Annotated in this window: 13 protein-coding genes; 6 read left to right on the forward strand and 7 right to left on the reverse strand. The window is 72.5% G+C overall.

Going from position 1 to position 18,002, the window contains the following annotated elements:
- Window positions 1-17: 17 nt before the first annotated feature.
- Window positions 18-734 (reverse strand): hypothetical protein, encoded by a 717-nt coding sequence (locus WME82_RS16420; protein WP_438043599.1) that lies wholly within the window; start codon window positions 732-734, stop codon window positions 18-20.
- Between the two features lie 509 nt (window positions 735-1,243).
- Here WME82_RS16420 and WME82_RS16425 point away from each other — a divergent pair.
- Complete coding sequence (locus WME82_RS16425) at window positions 1,244-4,831, forward strand: protein kinase domain-containing protein (protein ID WP_438043600.1); 3,588 nt, start codon at window positions 1,244-1,246, stop codon at window positions 4,829-4,831.
- A gap of 11 nt (window positions 4,832-4,842) precedes the next feature.
- On the opposite strand, the gene WME82_RS16430 is transcribed toward WME82_RS16425, so the two are convergent.
- On the reverse strand, window positions 4,843-6,849 hold the full coding sequence (locus WME82_RS16430) for a PAS domain S-box protein (RefSeq protein WP_438043601.1): 2,007 nt from the start codon (window positions 6,847-6,849) through the stop codon (window positions 4,843-4,845).
- 404 nt (window positions 6,850-7,253) lie between these two features.
- Here WME82_RS16430 and WME82_RS16435 point away from each other — a divergent pair, with 404 nt between their 5' ends.
- On the forward strand, window positions 7,254-7,946 hold the full coding sequence (locus tag WME82_RS16435; RefSeq protein ID WP_437746417.1) for a hypothetical protein: 693 nt from the start codon (window positions 7,254-7,256) through the stop codon (window positions 7,944-7,946).
- Between the two features lie 233 nt (window positions 7,947-8,179).
- Here WME82_RS16435 and WME82_RS16440 read toward each other — a convergent pair whose 3' ends face one another.
- The gene (locus tag WME82_RS16440) at window positions 8,180-11,725 is read right to left on the reverse strand and encodes a protein kinase domain-containing protein (protein ID WP_438043602.1); all 3,546 of its coding nucleotides are present in this window, start codon (window positions 11,723-11,725) and stop codon (window positions 8,180-8,182) included.
- A gap of 195 nt (window positions 11,726-11,920) precedes the next feature.
- Between WME82_RS16440 and WME82_RS16445 the strand changes: the two genes are divergently transcribed.
- From WME82_RS16445 to WME82_RS16460, 4 genes are all read left to right on the forward strand, one after another.
- On the forward strand, window positions 11,921-12,154 hold the full coding sequence (locus WME82_RS16445; RefSeq protein WP_272098160.1) for a MoaD/ThiS family protein: 234 nt from the start codon (window positions 11,921-11,923) through the stop codon (window positions 12,152-12,154).
- A gap of 25 nt (window positions 12,155-12,179) precedes the next feature.
- On the forward strand, window positions 12,180-13,301 hold the full coding sequence (gene moaA / locus WME82_RS16450; protein ID WP_438043603.1) for a GTP 3',8-cyclase MoaA: 1,122 nt from the start codon (window positions 12,180-12,182) through the stop codon (window positions 13,299-13,301).
- A gap of 78 nt (window positions 13,302-13,379) precedes the next feature.
- Window positions 13,380-13,895 carry a cyclic pyranopterin monophosphate synthase MoaC gene (gene moaC, locus WME82_RS16455; RefSeq protein ID WP_044964956.1) on the forward strand — a complete coding sequence of 172 codons (516 nt, stop codon included), beginning with the start codon at window positions 13,380-13,382 and terminating at the stop codon, window positions 13,893-13,895.
- Window positions 13,892-14,410, forward strand: coding sequence for a molybdenum cofactor biosynthesis protein MoaE (locus tag WME82_RS16460; protein ID WP_438043604.1), 519 nt, complete (start codon window positions 13,892-13,894; stop codon window positions 14,408-14,410). The genes moaC and WME82_RS16460 overlap by 4 nt, the downstream gene beginning before the upstream one ends.
- Before the next feature lie 29 nt (window positions 14,411-14,439).
- Here WME82_RS16460 and phoU read toward each other — a convergent pair whose 3' ends face one another.
- The 4 genes from phoU to pstC are packed head-to-tail and all read right to left on the reverse strand — an operon-like array spanning window position 14,440 to window position 17,950.
- Window positions 14,440-15,165, reverse strand: a complete 726-nt coding sequence (gene phoU, locus WME82_RS16465) for a phosphate signaling complex protein PhoU (RefSeq protein ID WP_044964959.1) — start codon at window positions 15,163-15,165, stop codon at window positions 14,440-14,442.
- Window positions 15,166-15,185: 20 nt separating this feature from the next.
- Window positions 15,186-16,049 carry a phosphate ABC transporter ATP-binding protein PstB gene (gene pstB / locus WME82_RS16470; protein ID WP_437872308.1) on the reverse strand — a complete coding sequence of 288 codons (864 nt, stop codon included), beginning with the start codon at window positions 16,047-16,049 and terminating at the stop codon, window positions 15,186-15,188.
- A 9-nt stretch (window positions 16,050-16,058) separates the two neighbouring features.
- Window positions 16,059-16,970, reverse strand: a complete 912-nt coding sequence (pstA, locus tag WME82_RS16475) for a phosphate ABC transporter permease PstA (RefSeq protein WP_438043605.1) — start codon at window positions 16,968-16,970, stop codon at window positions 16,059-16,061.
- A complete protein-coding gene (gene pstC / locus WME82_RS16480; protein WP_438043606.1) occupies window positions 16,967-17,950 on the reverse strand; it encodes a phosphate ABC transporter permease subunit PstC in 984 nt (327 codons plus the stop codon). The genes pstA and pstC overlap by 4 nt, the downstream gene beginning before the upstream one ends.
- Between the last annotated feature and the right edge of the window lie 52 nt (window positions 17,951-18,002).

Raw genomic sequence — 18,002 nt, forward strand, 5'->3', positions numbered from 1 at the left:
AGGGACGAGGGGGCGCTTCAGTGCATGGGCGCGGTGTGGATGAGGTCGATCAGCGCCTCGTCTGCGGAGGCGGCGAGGGCGTCGAGGAGCGCGGCCAGGCGGGCGTGCTGGTCCGGGGTGAAGGGGGGCATGCCGAAGCGCGCGCGCACGCCTGAGAGGCGAAGAACGAGGCCGGCGCCGTCCTGGTAGCCGGCGATCCAGGGGCCGCGGGTGAGCTCGTCGCAGATGCGACGGAGCCGCGACTCGAAGGCGGCGCGATCGGCGAGGGCGCCGGCGGGGGAGGGGGCGCGCTGCTGGAAGTGGTGGATCGAGGCGGCGGCCTCGGTCGGGGCGCCGTCGATGGCCTCGAGGCCGGCGCGGAGGTCGTCGAGGAGGGGCGCGAGGCCGATCCTGCGGACGAGCGCGCCGTCGAGGCACATCTCCCAGAGCACGTGGGCGAAGAGCGCGAGCCGCGGCGCGCCGAGCGAGGCGGCGCGCAACGCGGCGGCGAGGCGGCGTTCGCCCTCCACGAAGACGGGGGCGGCGTGGAACCAGCGGTCGACGGCGACGTGGTGGTCGATGCCGGCCAGCACCTCGGCGAGGCGGGGCGGCGGGGCGGCGGGGCGATCGGGCGCGCGGGAGGGCCTGACGCGCCGGTCGGCCATGCGCCAGAGGTCCGGGAGCATCGCCGCCGCACCCGCGGCGGCCGAGCCGAGGTCGCGCGCGGCGAGGTGGCGATGAAGCAGGAAGTTCATGCGTTCAGGATGGCGCCGCCGTCCGCGGCGGTCGACGGCGAAGCGATGCGGCGCGCGTCCGGCAGCGCGGGGAGCGCGTAGCGTTCGTTGGCAGGATGGCCGGGAGCGGCTGCGCTTGATTTGCTGTCGGAGCTCCTCCGGTTGCTGGGCAGGAGTCCTGGGCTGCTGGGCGAACGTCTCTCTTCTATGGTGGGTGTCCTGGGCCGACAGGTCATCGCGATGGCGAACTTGCGTTGAGCGCGGCGCGTTTGCGCCGCCGGGCGGCTGCTCACCTCCATGGCGCGCATGTAGGGGGAGCGGTGCTGTCGAGCTCGCATCTCCTGCCTCCGTTACCCGGCTAGCGGAGATGGCTCCATGCCAGTCGCCCGCTGCGGCCGTCATGGCCCTTTTCCCTCCTTGGAGCCGCGAGTTCGGCGGGGCCCCACGCGCGCCCCGCCTCGCACATCCCCTCGCCCGCGGCCATTGCTTCTCTTGCTCGGGGTTCGGCGCAACAGGTAGCCTAGGCAACGATGCAGGCCAGCGACCCGTTCGGCTGGGTGGGGTCGATCATCGACGGCCAGTTCGCCGTCGAGGCGCTGGCGGGCGAGGGAGCGTTCGGCGTCGTTTACCGGGCCCGGCACCTCGGCTTCGATTCGCCGGTCGCCGTCAAATGTCTCAAGATCCCCGCGGGTCTAAGCCCTGACCAGCAGGACGGCTTCCTCGCCAAGTTCCGCGAGGAGGCGCGCCTGCTCCACCAGCTCTCACGCCGGACAATGGGCATCGTCCAGGCGCTCGACATCGGCGCCGCCGCTGCTCCGAAGGGGCCATGGACGCCGTACATCGTCATGGAGTGGCTGGAGGGCGAGACGCTCGAGCAGGATCTCAAGCGCCGCAGCGCCGAGAAGCTCCCGCCGAGGAGCCTCGGCGACGCGATCCGGCTCCTCGCGCCCGTCGCCTCCGCCCTCGCCGTCGCCCACGACGAGAACGTGTCTCACCGCGACGTCAAGCCGGCCAACCTGTTCCTGCTCGGCGACCGCATGAAGGTGCTCGACTTCGGGCTCGCCAAGGTCTTCTCCGAGACGCCGACGTTCGCGGAGGCGCTCGTCCAGACGGGACGAACGTTCCGCGCCTTCACGCCGCAGTACGGCGCGCCCGAGCAGTTCAGCCCGCGGTTCGGTGCGACAGGGCCCTGGACCGACGTCTATGCGATGGCCCTCATCCTCGTCGAGGTCGCGAGCGGTCAGCCCGCCCTCTCGGGCGGCGACGTCATCCAGCTCTTCGTCGCCTCGAGCGACGAGGCGATCCGGCCGAGCTTCCGCGCCCGCGGGGTGAACGCGAACGCCGACGTCGAGGCGGTCCTCGGCCGCGCGCTCGCGATCAACCCCTCGCAGCGGTTCCACAACCTCGGCGAGATGTGGGCCGCCCTGGAGGCCGCCCACCGCTCCAGCGTCGTCGTCGTGGCGCGCGACACCCTGCGCGCGCCCGCCTTCGGCCCGGGCGACGCGAACCACGACGCGGATGACGGGCTGCTCGACCTCGCCGCCGTCCACCTGCCGCCGCTGCCGCCGCCGCCGGCGCTGTCCGTCCCGCCGCCGTCGCTGCCGCCGTCGTCGACGCCGTGGCGGGCGCCGGACAGCAGCGGGATGAGGGGGAGCGTGAGCTCCGATCGCGGCTCGCCGCGGACCCGGGCTGCGCTGCCGTTCGAGGGCGGTGAGCACCGGGTCTGCACCGTCCTGTTCGCCGATCTGTCCGAGGCGACCGCGCTCTCGTCGCGGCTCGATCCCGAGGACGTCAAGGACGTCGTCGACCGCTGCTATCAGGTGCTCGCGGAGCACGTCGAGCAGCTGCACGGGATCGTCGAGCGGCCGATCGGCGGGCGCGTCATGGCGGTCTTCGGCGTCCCTCGCTCGACGGACAGCGACGCCGAGCGAGCGATCGTCGCGGCGCTCGGCGCGCAGGCCGCGATCCCGCGCCTCACGCTGCCGCGCGCCGCGCGATCGGTCCGCCTCTCGGTGCGGTTCGGGATCGCGACGGGGCGGGCCTTCGTCGGCGCCGGGGGCTCGGCGCGGCAAGATCTCGCCGTCATCGGCGACGCGGTCGACGGCGCGGGGCACCTGCAGCAGCTCGCGCCGCGCGGCGCGATCGTGATCGGCCGCGACACCCACCGCCTCGTCCTCGGGCGCTTCCACGTCGAGCCGATCGACGCGGGCGCGAGCGCCGGCGCGGTCCGGGCGCCGCCGGCGTCCACCGCGCACGGCGCGGCGCCGCCGATCTACCGGGTGCTCGGCGAGGCGCCGCTCCACCACGCGTTCGTGCCGCCCGATTTCCATGGGCTCTCGACGCGTCTCGTCGGGCGCGGCGCGGAGATGCAGCGCCTGTGTGATCTCGTCGAGACCGCCTTCCACGAGCGGCGGCCGCGCCTCATCACGCTGGTCGGCGCGCCCGGCGTGGGACGGACGCGGATGCTCGCAGAGCTCTTGGCGGGCCTCCGCGACGGCGGCGCCGGAGGCGGCGCGCCTTCCTCGGAGCGAGGGTACGCGCTCGCGCCGCCCGGGGGGCTGCTCGTCCTGTCGGCGCAGTGCTCGGCGCTCGCGCAGGATTCGAGCTATGGCCTGGCCGGCGCGCTGCTCCGCCGCTGGTTCGGGATCCACGAGGCCGATCCGGCCCAGGTCATCCTGCGCAAGCTGCGCCGCGGCCTGCGCTGGATCCGGCTGCGCGCCGCGCGCGCCCGCGTCCGCGCCGAGCGGGAGGCCGCCGGCGCGGGGGCCAGGGCCGCCGCGCTCGGGGGCGCGTCGCCCATCGTGACCCGCGCGTCGTCCGTCCCGCTCCGAGGGCCGATCAGCTCGACCGTCAGCGGGCGCAGGGGAGCCGGGGCGGCGCGGTACGAGGACGACGACGAGCTCGATCCGTCCCCCTCGCTGTCGAGGCCGAGCGGGGGCAGCGACCTCGAGGAGATCCTCGCCCGGCTGGCGGCCATCCTTGGCGCGCGGCCTGCGCCCGCCGGGCTCCTCGAGGCCGCGGCGCGCGGCAGCGTGCTGGCGAGGCGCCGGATCGCCTCCGCGCTCGCGCTCCTCGTCGCCTTCGCGCTCGAGCGGACGCCGATGGTGATCGTGTGCGACGACCTGCAGTGGGCCGACGACGCGACGCTCGACCTCGTCGAGGAGCTCGTGGCGCACGCCGAGGGGCTGCCGCTCTGCATGGTGTGCACCGCGCGCCCCGAGCTCTACGAGCGCCGCCCGGACTGGGGTGTCGGGAAGGAAGCGTACGTCCGCGTCGACGCGTCGCCGCTCGCGCGGCGGCACGCGGAGGAGATGATCCGGGATCGGCTCCGCGGCGCCTCCGCGCTCGACCACGAGCTCGTGCGCGCGATCGCCGAGCGCTCCGAGGGCAACCCGCGAACCGTGGAGGAGACCCTCCACCTCCTCGTGGACGCCGGCGCCATCGAGGCCCAGGACGGCGCGTGGCACGTCCGTGACGACGCGCTCGGCGCGCTGAGCCTGCCGCCGGCGGTGCACGGCGTGGTCCAGGCGCGCCTCGACCGCCTGGACGAAGGCGCGCGCGGCCTCCTCGCGCAGGCGGCGGTCGTCGGCCGGACCTTCTGGGAGGGCGCGGTCGAGCGGCTCCGGAACGACGCCCCGCAGGCGCGCTCGCCGATGTCGAGCGAGCGCATCCTCGCGGAGCTCCAGGATCTCGATCCGCCGTTCTCGGTGCGCCACGGGGGCAGCGCGTCCACCGCCGAGCTGCTCGCGCGCCTCTGCGAGCGCCAGCTGATCCGGCTCCGCTCCCCCGCGTCGTTCCCCGGCGAGCGCGAGTACGTGTTCGTGGAGCAGGCGACGTGCGAGGTCGCCTACGAGATGCTGAGCCTCAAGATCCGCCGGCGGATCCACCTGCTCGTCGCCGACTGGATCGAGCACCGCGCGTCGAGCGTGGAGGCGCGCGACGAGGGGGCCGCCCTCCTCGCCCATCACTACGAGCGGGGCGGCGATCTGCGGGCGGCCGCGGCGGCGTACGACCGCGCCGCGGCGCACGCCGCCGCGATGGGCGAGGGCGCCGCGGCGGTGCGCCACGCGGCGCGCGCCCGGGAGCTCCACGACGAGCTCGCGGCCGACGACGCGTAGGGAGGCCGCCGCTACCGCGCCTTGCCGCGCGCGCTCGGCAGCCGGGCGCCGGACACGACCAGCGCGTGGCGCAGGGCGTCCTCCAGCGCGCCGAAGGTCTCGAGCGTCCGCGCGTCGCTGCCGAGCGTCACGATGGCCTGCGCGACTCCGGGGGAGATCCCGGAGACGAGGCAGCGGCTGCCGAGCAGGCTCGCGGCCCGGGCCACCTGGAACAGGTGGTCGACCGTCGGCGTGTCCACGTCCTCCACGCCGGTCAGATCGAGCACGGCGAAGTGGGCCTGCGTGCGGACGATCTCCCCGAGCAGCTTCTCCATGACGTCCGTGGCCCGGACGCGGTCGAGCGCGCCGATGATCGGCAGCACGAGGACGCCCTCCCACGCCTGGATGATCGGCGTCGACAGCGCGCGGATCGCCTCCTGCTGCTGGCGCAGGACGCTCGCGGTCCGCTCGCGTTCGGCGTTCTCCGCGGCGAGCATCCGGTTCTTGCCTTCCAGCTCCTCGGCGTACACCTCGAGGCGCTCGATCGACTGGCGCAGCTGATCTTCGAGCCGCTTGCGCTCGGTGGTGTCCCGCATCGTCACGGCGACGCCGCCCTGGATCGGCACGATCTGGTGGTGCACCCAGACGCTCGGGCGCGACGCCTGGGCGTTCGGCGCGGGCAGGCGGATCTCCTCCTCGATCGGCGCCCCCTTCCGGAGGCAGCGCAGGCACCGCTCGCGGAGGACGCCGGCCTCGACCGAGTGGACGAGCTCCGAGAGGCGCTGACCGAGGAGCTGCTCGCGCGGCATCGACGACAGCATCGTCGCGGCGCGCGCGTTGAGCCCCGTGATCACGAAGTCGGCGATCTCCTCGCTGTCGTCGCGGCGGGAGGCCAGCGTGAGGAACGCGTCCATGCTGGCCTCGACGGCCGCGTGGAAGCGCGCCTCGCTCTCCCGGCGCTGCTCCTCGGCGCGCCGGCGCTCGGTGATGTTCTCCCCCACGATGAGCGCGTTCGTGACCTCGTCCACCCCCCGGATCGCGCTGACGTGGTTCGCGTACCACGCCCGCCCGCCGTTCACCCCGAGGCCGACCACCTCGTAGCTCGCGCGGCCTCCCTCCCGGAGCACCGTCTGGAGCGCCTCCCTCACCGTGTCGTGGTACTCCGGCGACGTGAAATCGTAGAGGCTCCGGCCGACGATGCTCTCCTCCCGGACCCCGGGATACGGCCGGTTCACCGAGACGATGCGCGCGCCCTTGTCGACGACGACCAGGTAGTGCGGGATGCCGTCGTACAGCGCCCGCAGCTTCTCCTCGGACTCACGGAGCGAGATCTCGGCGGTCTTGCGCCGCGTGACGTCGCGGGCGACGAAGTAGACGAGCCCCTCGTCGAGCGCGAGCATCGCGTTCCACTCGAGCCACCGGTACGAGCCGTCCTTGCAGAGGAAGCGGTTCTCGTAGGTGATCGTCTGCGCGCCCGTCGAGAACGTGTCTGTCTCCGAGAGGGTGCGCGCCTTGTCCTCGGGGTGGATGAACTCGAGGTAGGGCCGCGCCATCAGCTCCTGGCGGCTGAACCCGAGCGTGCGCTCCCACGAGGGGCTGAGCTCCTTGAACCGCCCGTCGAGCGTCGCGGCGCCGAGCATGTCGACGGCGAGCGCGTAGAGCCGCCGCTGCTCCTTGTCCTCTTCGCGCACGACCGCGCGCAGGATCGGCCCTGCGCGGTCAGCGAGGGCGAGCCGCGCGATCTGCGTGTCGGCCTGGATGAAGTCCCCGCCCGGGCGCCGGTAGAGCCACCGAAACCGCTGCGGCTCGCCCCGGCCCGCCGCGTCGAGCCGCTGCGCGAGGCGTTCGGCGGAGGCCTGTCCGTCGGGCTGCAGGAGCGGCGCGAGGTCCGCGAGCTCCCGTCCGACGAGGCCGTCCGCGGATCCCGCGAGCAGCCGGATCGCGCTCGGGTTGGCGTCGATCACGCGGCCGTTCTCCAGGAGGAGGATCGCGTCTTCGGCCGCCTCGAATGCGGCGCGGTGCAGATCAGGCTGGCTCATCGTGGGCGCCGCAGGGGGTCAGGAGCGCCGTGCCGCCGCGTTGTCCTCTCGATCTCGATCGCCAATCAGCACCTCGAGCGGCCGCCGACACCCCCTCTCTGCCGCTGCCGCCAGCGGCGCATTGTGCAGGAAGCCTCGGTGGAGATCGAGGTCCATGAGCCCGCGCGCGGCTCGGCGCGGGGGGTTGTTGTCGTCGTCTCCTGGTCCGGGATCCGTCCGGTGCAGGCCGCTCGGGCGGTGGCATTCGAGCGCTGTTGCCTTCGTCGATGTTGTCTGCCTGCCACCCGCTGGCGACGACCTCTCGCCTGCTGCGGGCGCCGTGGTAGCGTTGGTCTGTATCGCGGGGGGTTCCTTCTGCGCTGCCTGTCGGCAGGCAGCTCTCGCGCGGTGCGAGGGGGGGTGCGATGATCTCCGAGGCGTGCGGGCTCTGTGCTTGGCCAGCGAGCCTCGTCGTCGACGACGTGCAGCGGCACAAGGGTGCGCTCCTGGACATGGCGCTGCAGATGCGTGCGGACGACAAAGAGCCGCTCGCGCGCGTGGCCTTCCGGGGCGCGCTCTACTGGCAGCGCTGGCTCCTGACGAAGGAGCCTGGGCTCCACGAAGAGGCTCGGGTCGTCTCGGGGCTCGAGTTCGCCCGAGAGGCTGGCGACTGGAAGGAGGCCGATATGCTCCTTGCCCACGCCGACAGCTCGAGCGCCCTCGCCGATCTGCCGTTCGTCGATCACTGGAAGGCGCTCGTCGCGCAGCACTTGCCGGAGCAGGTGAGCGACGAGCACGAGCTCGAGGAGACGTTCCAGGAGTTCCGGCGGCACCCGAGCGAGGAGGCCGCGGAGAGCGTGCGGCGCTGCGCCACGGCCATCGCGCCGCTCGGGTCGCCCGTCCCGGTGCACAGCCTCCTGGCGCGTGTAGCGATGGATCTCGGCCAGACCGAGGAGGCGGAGTTCCACCTCGCCGCGCTCGTCGTCTGCAGGCCGCTCTGGATCCCCTACGTCGTGCAGCTGGCCGAGCACCAGGCGAAGCTCGATCTACCGCGTGCCCTCCGCACCATCGAGGACGCGCGCCGACTGTTCGGACCCGACTTCTGGCTCCCTCTTTGAGCGGGGCTCACCCGCTTCGGATACGGGCCCATCTCGGCGTTTTCGGTGCTCAGCGCACGGGAGTGCGCCTGCGCGCCGAAAACGCCGATCTGGACCCGTCTCCTGTGCGGGTGAGCCCCGCTCGGCGACGCATCCGGTGAGCGCGTCAGCTATCGACGGCCTCTGATCCCCTTGGAAAGCTCTCGTGGAGGGGAGTCGCCGTGCGCGGGCGCTCCCCGTCTCCGGACTCCGCCTCAGGTGTTCTCGAGGGTGCGCATCCAGCCGCTGATCCGCGCCCCCGCCGGCTTGGGCCAGCCCATCCGCGCGAAGCGCTCGAGGAGCTGCGGCGTGTGGTCTCCGGTGCGGCTGTCCTTGAAGGCCGCGCGCGCCGCGTCGAGCTCGCGCGCCGCCTCGTGGAAGCGCCCCTCGTGGTACGCGAGCCAGGCGAGCGTCAGGTGCCGGTGCTGCCGGGGCTCCGCCTCCGCGAGCGCCACCGCCTCGCACGCCATCAGGTGCTCGCGAGCGAGCTCCGCCTCCCCGCGGTGGAGCGCGATCTGCGCGAAGAGCAGCCGCGCCTCCACCAGGCCCCACGGATCCCCGAGCCGCTCGAAGAGCCTGCCGGCGGCGAGCGCGTGCTCCTCGGCGAGCTCCGGCGCGCCCGCGTCGAGGGCCACCATCGAGAGCAGGCGCTCGCACCCGGCCTCGCCGCGCGGGTTCGCGACGTCGCGGAAGCTCTGCCGCGCCCCGAGCGCGCCCGAGCGCGCCGCCTCGAAGTTGCCGGCGCGGTGGTCCGAGTGCGACAGCGCGAGGTCGCACTGCGCGAGCCCGAGCCGGTAGCCGATGGCGTCGAAATCGGCGTGCGCGGTCGTGAGCAGCGCGCGCGCCGCGTCCGAGGTCGCCCCGGCCTGCTCGACCATGCTCTGCAGCAGCAGGCACTGCGCTCGGCCGAGCCGATCGCCGACCTCCATGAACCTCGACGCCCCGGACGCGAGCACCGCCCGCGCCCGCGCGTGCTCGCCGAGCAGGTAGTCGATCTCGCCGAGCAGCACCTCGCACTGCGCCTGCCCGTGGCCGTGGCCGATCTCGTCGAAGATCGCGTGCGCCCGCGCCACGAGCCGCCGGCCCTGCGCCTCCGCGCCGAGGTCCGACGCGATGTGCCCGAGCAGGCGCAGGCAGTGCGCCTGGTTCTCGCGGTCGCCGGCTTGCTCGAAGATGCGCCGCGCGTCCTCCGCGTCGCGCCGCGCCTCGTCGAGCCTCCCCGCCAGCCGCAGCGCCTCGCCGCGGAAGCGCAGCTGCGTCCCGAGGCGCGTCCCCGTCAGCACGGGCCGCGCGTCCACCCCGCCCCGGAGGCCCGGGCGCGAGTCGCTCCCCCCGGGCAGCTTGCCGTCGAGCACGGCGAGATCGCGGAGCGTCGCCGCGATGTCGCGCGAGCTCTGCCAGTGCGCCGCCACGTGCGCGTGCATGAGCGCCGCGGCCTCGTCGGTGTCGCCGGCGCGCAGTAGGCTGACGACCCGGTGCCGGAGGATGCGGCGGCTCGACGCGGCCGGGTGCGCCCCGAGCGCGTCGGCGGCGGCGCGGAACACGCGGGCCGCGTCCGGCTCGAGGAAGAGCTGCGAGAGGAGGTGCTCCTGGAGCAGCGCGTGCGGCCAGCGCAGGCGATCGCCCACGGCGAGGAGGATCTGGGCGCGCTGCATGGACGCGATCGCCCGGTCCGCCGAGATATCGAGCGAGGTGAGCAGCGCGCGCAGGATCTCGCGCCGGATGTCGCCGCCGAGCGCGGCGGCGGCGCGCGCGCCGGTGCGGAGCTCCTCGGGCAGCGCCGCGAGGCGCTCTTCCCAGAGGTCGGCGGTCGTCGCCGCCTGCACGGCCATCGACGCCCTCGGCACGAAGTACTTGCCCGCGCGGAGCTGGAGGTGCCCGCCGCCCGCCCACGCGTGCAGCAGCTGCAGCGCGAAGAGCGGGTTCCCCTTGCTGCGGGCCGTCGCCGCCTCGGCCGCCGCGTCGTCGAGCGGAAGCGTCTCCCGGAGCAGCGCGTGCGTCTGCGTGGGGTTCAGCGGGGCGACGTCGAGCCGCTCCCCGACGTAGGCCGCGAGCGCCCCCTCGATCCGCCTCGCCGCCACCGGATCGCACTCGACCGCCTCGCTCCTGACGGTCGCCACGACGAGCAGGCCCAGGTTCGGCGCGTCGCGGTGGAGCGTGAGGAGCCCCTCGAACGTCGTCGACGAGGCGTAGTGCAGGTCGTCGAGCCAGAGCAGCACCGGCCGGTCCCGGCCGATCCTCTCCAGCGTCTTGCGGATGATCAGCCAGCGGAGCTCGGGGCGATCCAGGCGGAAGCGCTTCCCCGTCGGGCCGACCGCCTCGCTCCCCGGGGGCGACGGCTTGATCCACTCGGCGGTCGCCGCGACCCACGTCTTGCCGACCTCGTCCTCGGGCGGGACCTCCCAGAGGTTCATCAGCACCTTCTCGACGATCTCGCGCTCGGCCCGCTCCAGCCGGTAGTGCTGGGTCACCGCGCCGAGCACGCCGTCGAGCGGCGCCGCGATGCGCCGGTAGCGCGCGCGGAGCGGCACCATGAGCGCTCGCTCGTGGACCTCCTCGCAGAGCCACTCGGCCAGCCGGCTCTTGCCGACGCCGGCCTCGCCCGCGAGCAGGACGAACCGGTGCATCGCCTTCGGCGCGTCGACCATCTCGGCCACGACCTCCATGAGCCGCGCCCGCTCCCCGGTCCGCGCGACGAACGGGCTCGGCCGGAGCGCGAGCAGCCCGGTGGTCGTCACGGAGGGCGGCGGGTCGTCGTCTGGAGGCTCGATGAGCTCGGGCGTGAGCAGCTCCTTGCGGCTCGGGGGCAGACGGCCGCTCGTCAGGAGGGCGATCGGCAGCGGCGTCGCGGTCACGTTCGCGTTGTTGCGCGGCTCGAACCGCTTCCACACCCGCCGCGCGTCGCCCGCGAAGTCGAAGCGGTGCCAGGGCCGCTTCGCGAGCAGCCGCTTCGCGAACTTCGCGACGTCGCCCGGCACCGGCGGGGGGAGCGGCAGGTCCGGGATCGACGCGCTCCGGTGCTGCTGGAGGAGCTCGTCGTTGTTGCCGTCGTAGACCTCGCCGCCGGCGAGCAGGGCGTAGAGGATGCAGCCGAGCGCGTAGAGGTCCGTCGGCGGTCCCACGTGGGGCGCCGCGAAGCGGATCTGCTCGGGCGCCATCCAGCCCGGGGTGCCCGCGCCCCAGCGCACCGTGGGTTCGCTCTCCCTGGAGCCGTCGAGCCGGTGATCGACCCGGTCCTGGATGAGCCAGGCCAGCCCGAGGTCGAGCACGTGCACGAGCGGCGGCTCGCCCCCGTGCTGCAGATCGACGAGGACGTTGGACGGCTTCAGGTCCCCGTGGATCACGCCGCGCGCGTGCGCGTGCGCCAGCGCGCCGAGCACCTGGTCGATGACGCTCCAGATGATCGGCCAGGGCAGCGGGTCCTCGAGCCGCGCGAGGTAGAGCCACTCGTGGAGCGATCGACCTGGGACGGCGTCCATCACGAGGTACGGCGTCCCGTTGGTGAGCGCCCCGAAGTCGCGGGCCTTGACGAGCGCCGGATGGGAGAGCCCGGCGAGCGCCCGGGCTTCCTCCTGGAACCACCAGGCGTCCTCGGGGCGGGCCGCCGCGCCTGGCCGGTCGAGCAGCTTCACGGCCACGCGCTCGTCGATCACGAGATCGCGGCAGAGATAGACGACCCCCATGCCGCCGCGGCCCAGCTCTCGGCGGACCTGATAGCGACCGGCCAGGATCGTGCCCGGTAAAAAGCCTTCTTCCGACATGACGGTGAGCCGCCCGATGATAGCCGTGCCGGCCGGGCCCGGTAGACTCGAATCTCGCCAGGGGCCAGGGGCCAGGGGCCAGGGGCCAGGGGCCAGGGGCCAGGCGCCTGGGCGGCCCGAGGTCGCTCGGCGGCAGTTCGTCGTGTCGGGTCCGCGGAGCGATGCTAGGTTGCGGTGATGGATGCAGCGGTACGCGTGCTTGCATTCGCTGGCGCGAGGGATGTGCTGGGTACCGGAGAAGTGGCGCTGCCGCTGGCTGGCCCCTGCACCGCAGCGGAGCTCCTGGAGCACGTCTGTGCTCGTTATCCGGGGCTCGGCCCCTACAAGGGATCCATCCGGGTGGCGGTGAACGGCGTCTATGCGACGCCGAGCGATCCTGTAGGTTTCGGTGACGAGGTCGCGCTGATCCCGCCGGTGGCGGGCGGCTAGCGAGAGGACCCGAGAGGGACGCGCCATGGCTTCTTCTATCGGCGGCCTCGATCCTGCGCGCAATGCGGGCGACGCATCGGCTCAGCGGCGGCGATCGCTGCCGCTCGTCGGCGGCGGAGACGCTGGCCGACGCGCCGCCGTGATCCCGTACCGCGACGGCGCCCGCGAGGCAGCTGGCGAGCACGCGGGGCCCGCGCCGCGGAGCGCGCGCATCTCGGTCACGGATCGGTGCGACTTCGCGTGTACCTACTGCCGCCCGTCGCGGCATGACGGCTACGCCGACGGCAAGCTCATGACGGCCGCCTGGCGCACCATGTTCGAGGCGCTGCGCGACGCCGGCGTCCGGCGGGTGCGCCTGACCGGCGGCGAGCCGCTGCTCCACCCCGAGATCGTGTCGATCGTCGGGTGCCTCGCCGCGCTTGGCTTCGAGGATCTGGCCCTCACGACGAACGCGTCGCAGCTCGCGCGGCTCGCCGGGGCGCTGCGCGCCGCCGGGCTGCACCGGCTGAACGTCTCGATCGACACCCTCGATCCGGGGCGCTTCGCCGAGATGACCCGGGGCGGCGAGCTCGCCCGGGTGCTCGACGGCATCGACGCCGCGATCGCGGCGGGCTTCTCGCCGATCAAGCTGAACACGGTGGTCCTCCGCGGCGTGAACGACGACGAGATCGAGCGGCTCGCGCTGTGGGCCTGGGAGCGCCGGATGGTGCCGCGCTTCCTCGAGGTGATGCCGATCGCCGAGGGCGCTCGGCTCGTCGGCAAGCACCTCGTCACCGCGGCCGAGATGAGGGCGCGCCTCGCCGAGCACCTCCTCCCGGAGGAGGCGGCCGGCGAGCCCGGCCTCGGCCCGGCCAGGTACGTCCGCGCTCGCCGCGACCCGTCGCTCCGCGTGGGCTTCATCACGGGCACCAGCGACACGTTCTGCGAGAGCTGTGATCGCCTGCGCGTCTCCTCGACGGGCGTGCTCCGGCCGTGCCTCGCCACCGACGATGGCGTCGACGCCTCGCGCGAGGCGAAGATCGGCGATCACGCGGCGATCCGCCTGCGCCTGGACGAGGCGTGGCGCCTCAAGCCGGACGGCAAGGTCTGGAAGGGCTGCACCGAAGAGACGGCCTCCGCGGTGTCGATCCGCGCGATCGGCGGCTGACGGAGCGGGCGGATCCGTGCGGGACCGGATCACGTTCGGCTTCCGGTCCTCACGGCTGCCGTGTCAGATTCCGGGGCGATGCCGCGAACCCCTGATCGACCCGGCGAGGGCGAAGCGCTCTCGACTCACCTCTCTCCGAGCGGCGAGGCCCGCATGGTGCCTGTCGAAGGCAAGCCCGTCACGCACCGCCGCGCGGTCGCGTCCGGCGCCGTCATGATGCGCCCCGAGACGATCGCCCGGGTCGCGCGCGACGACGCGCCGAAGGGCGACGTGCTGGCCGCGGCGCGGATCGCCGGGATCATGGCGGCGAAGCGCACGCCGGAGCTCATCCCGCTCTGCCACGGCATCGCGCTCACGCACGTCTCGGTCTCGCTCGACGTGGACGAGCCCTCCGCGACGATCCGGGTGACCGCCGCCGCGGAGGCGGTGGATCGCACAGGGGTCGAGATGGAGGCCATGGTCGCGGTGAGCGCCGCGTGCTTGACGATCTACGACATGCTCAAGGGGATCGATCGCGAGATGGTGATCTCGGACATCAAGCTCCTCGAGAAGAGCGGGGGCCGCTCCGGCCATTTCCAGCGGAGCGCGCCGTGAGCCGGATCCGCGCCGAGCCGCTTGGTCTCGACGAGCTCATCGCCGCGGTGTCTCACCCTGGCGCGGGCGGCATCGCCACGTTCCTGGGCGTGGTGCGCGACGTCAACGAGGGCCGTTCGGTCACGCTGCTGGAGTACGAGGCCTACGGGACGATGGCCGAGGCCGAGCTCGAGCGGATCCTGTCGGAGATCGCCGAAGAGCTCCCTGGCGTGCGCGTCGCCGCGACGCACCGGGTGGGCGCGCTCCACGTCGGCGATGTCGCCGTCGCCTGCGCCGCGAGCGCGCCGCACCGGGGAGAGGCGTTCCGCGGGTGCCGCCTGCTCATCGACCGCATCAAGGAGCGCCTGCCGATCTGGAAGCGTGAGCACGGGCCGGACGGCCCCTACTGGGTCGGATGGGAGGACGCCCGCTGCGCCGGCGAGCACGGGCACGAGGCGCCCCACGGGCACGCGCACGGCGACGAGGAGCCCCACGGCCACGGTGGGACGGCGCCTCCGGCCAGCGCTGGCGCCTAGCGCAGGCGCCGGCCGGGCGGCGCTGGCGCCTAGCGCAGGCGAAGCCCTGCCGGCGGAGGCGAGGAGAGCGGGTCGTTCTCCTTCAGGCGGTTGTGGTGCCGGATGTCCGTCCCCTTGACGAGGAAGACGACCGACTCGGCGATGTTCATCGCATGATCGGCGATGCGCTCCAGGTACTTGGCGATCGACTGGATGCGTGTGGCCCTGTACACCGTGCTCGGGTCGCGGCTCATGACGAGGAGCACCTCCTGGAAGATGCGGGCGTAGTGCTCGTCGATCACGTCATCGCGCGTGAGCAGCTGGTTCGCTCGCTCGCAGTCGCGGGCGACCAGCGCGTCCAGCGCCTCGTGCACCACCTCGATCGCCTCGTCCGCGAGGCCTTGCAGATCCGCCACTGGCGCGAGCGGCGGCTCCTCGTTGAGCTCCTGCACGCGCTCGCAGACGTTCACCACGAGGTCGCCGACCCGCTCCAGATCGGTGACGATCTTGAGCGCCGTGGTGACGAAGCGCAGGTCGGACGCGACGGGCTGGCGCGTCGCGAGGATCCTCATACAGAGCTCGTCCACCTCGCACTCGAGGCGGTTGATCCGGCGATCGAGCCGGATCGTCGCCTTGGCGAGGCCCGTGTCGCGCGTCGTGAGCGCGGTCGAGCCTTTCTGGATCATCTCCTCGACGAGGCTGCCCATGAGCAGCAGCTTCTCGCGAAGCGTGCGTAGCTCGTGCTCGTAGACCTTGCTCGTGTGCGACGTCGGCATGATTCTATCCCCCGCTTCCATCAGCCGAACTTCCCGGTGACGTAGTCTTCCGTCTTGCTCTCCTTGGGGTTGGTGAAGATCGTCTGGGTCCTGTCGAACTCCACCAAGTCCCCCATGTAGAAGAAGGCGGTATAGTCAGAGCACCGCGCGGCCTGCTGCATGTTGTGTGTTACGAGCACGCAAGTATATCGCTCTTTCAGCTCGTCGATGAGCTCCTCGACGCGCGCGGTCGCGATGGGATCGAGCGCTGAGCACGGCTCGTCGAGCAGGATCACCTCCGGCTCCACCGCGAGGACGCGGGCGATGCAGAGCCGCTGCTGCTGGCCGCCCGAGAGGGATAGCCCGGACTGATCGAGCTTGTCCTTCACCTCGTCCCAGAGCGCCACCTGGCGCAGGCACTTCTCGACGAGGCCTGTGGGATCCTTGACGGAGATGCCGTTCAGTTTGTGTCCGGCGAGGACGTTCTCGCGGATCGACATCGTTGGAAACGGGTTGGGTTTCTGGAACACCATGCCGACGCGGCGCCGCAGCCGCACCGGGTCGACGGCTTTGTCATAGATGTTCACGCCGTCGATCATGACGGAGCCCTTCGCCGAGGCCCCGGGCACCTGCTCGTGCATCCGGTTGAGACAGCGCAGGAACGTCGACTTCCCGCACCCGGACGGGCCGATGACCGCCGTGACCTGGCCGTCGGGGATGTTCAGCGTGATGTCGTGGATGGCGTGGAACTTATGAAAATAGGCGTTGAGCCGCGTGACGCTGATCTTGGCTGGCGGCGCCTCGTCCTCTGGCTCCATGGAGCGGCTGTCGATGCCGTCCGTGTCGAGCCCGCTGCGACGTTCCCCGGACCGTACTTTGTTGTGCAGTGAGTCAAACGAGCTCATCGAGTGCCTTTAGCGCGTCTTGACGCTTCGCGACGTGGCGATACGCGCGAGCAAGTTCAGGAGGAAGACGATGACGATCAGCACCAGGGCGCCGGTCCACGCCTCTTGCTGCCATTTCGGGTAGGGCGAAGTAGCGTTCCGCCAGATCTGCACCGGCAGCGAGGCGATGGGGCGGTCGATGGCGAAGCTCCAGTACGATGAGCCGAGCGCTGTGAGGAGCACCGGCGCGGTCTCGCCGGCGATGCGGGCCACGGCGAGCATCACGCCGGTGCCGATCCCGGGCGAGGCCGTCCGGAGCACGACGAGGAGGCTCGTGCGCCACTCCGGCACGCCGAGGGCGAGCGACGCCTCGCGGAGGTGGGCGGGCACCAGCTTGAGCAGCTCCTCCGTCGTGCGGGTCACCGTCGGGAGCATCACGATCGCGAGCGCGATGCCGCCCGCGAGCGCCGAGAAGCGCTTCATCGTGACCACGACGAGGGCGTAGACGAACACGCCGATGGTGATCGAGGGGACGCCGCCGAGCACGTCGGCGATGAACCGGATGGCGGCAGCGAGCTTGCCGCGCCCGATCTCGGCCAGGTAGATGCCGGCGAGGATGCCCGTCGGCAACCCGATGCCGCAGCCGATGGCGACGAGGATGAGCGTGCCGACGACCGCGTTGCCCATGCCGCTCCGCTCGTCGCCGACGGGCTTCGGCAGCTGGGTGAAGAAGTCGAGGGACAGCCCGCTAAGGCCTTTGCTGACGACGTAGACGAAGATCAGAAACAGCGGGACCAGGACGACGACGGCGCTCGACACGCAGAGCCCTTCGAAGAAGTAGCTGCGTACGCGGCGCAGCGTCTCGCCGGGCGCGGGCTCGAGCAGCGTGCGCCGGGGGGCGCTCGTGGGGCTCGCCACGGGGACAGGGGTGTCGCTGTTCATGCGCGCTTCTCCAGCTTGCTCTTGGTCGAGCTCACGAGCCACCGGGCGAAGAGGTTGAGGAGGAGGGCGACCCCGAAGAGGAGCAGCGCGATCTTGGACAGCGCCGATACGTACATGTCGCTGGTCGCCTCGACGAACTCGTTGGCGATGACGCTCGCCATCGAATAGCCGGGGTGGAAGATCGACGCGCTCACCTTCGGGACGTTGCCGATCATCATCGTGACGGCCATCGTCTCGCCGAGCGCCCGGTTCAGACCGAGGATGATGGCCCCGATGATGCCCGAGCGCGCCGAGGGGAGGACCGCGTAGCGGATCGTGTCCCACGCGCACGCGCCGAGGCCGACCGCCGCCTCGCGGTGCAGCTGGGGCACCGCCTGCATCACCTCGCGCGACACCGACGTGATCGTGGGGACGATCATGATGGCGAGGATGACGCCTGCGGCGAACATGCCGAAGCCGAGCGGCGGGCCCTCGAAGAGGGGGATGTAGCCGAAGTACTTGATGATGACCGGCTCGACGGTGTCCCGGAGCCAGGGGCGGAGCACGGCGATGCCCCAGAAGCCGTAGACGACGCTCGGGATCGCCGCGAGGAGCTCGACCATGAACCCGAGCGGCTTGCGGATCCGGTGGGGGGCCAGATCCGACAGGAAGATCGCGAGACCGAGCGAGACGGGGACGGCGATCACGACGGCGATCAGCGATGTGACGACCGTGCCGTAGACGAACGGGAGCGCGCCGAACTCCTCGCGCGCAGGGTCCCACACGGTCCCGCCGAGGAACCCCAGCCCGAACTTGTCGATGGCGAGCCGCGACGATCGGATGAGCTCCAGCACCATCAGCGCTGGCACCGCGAGCACCGTCAGGCCGAACATCGTCAGGATGGCGCGGAACGCTCGATCTGCTCCGCGCGTGCCATGTGGCGCATCGCTCTGTGGCGCGGGCGAGGCGGCTTGTTGCATCGGGACTTCTACGGTGCTCATGGACCTATCCTGCGCTCCTGCGCGCACGCCAGCCGCGCACGGCGGGGCGCCG

The organism is Sorangium sp. So ce128, from assembly GCF_051525245.1.
Taxonomy (GTDB): Bacteria; Myxococcota_A; Polyangia; order Polyangiales; family Polyangiaceae; genus Sorangium; species Sorangium cellulosum_B.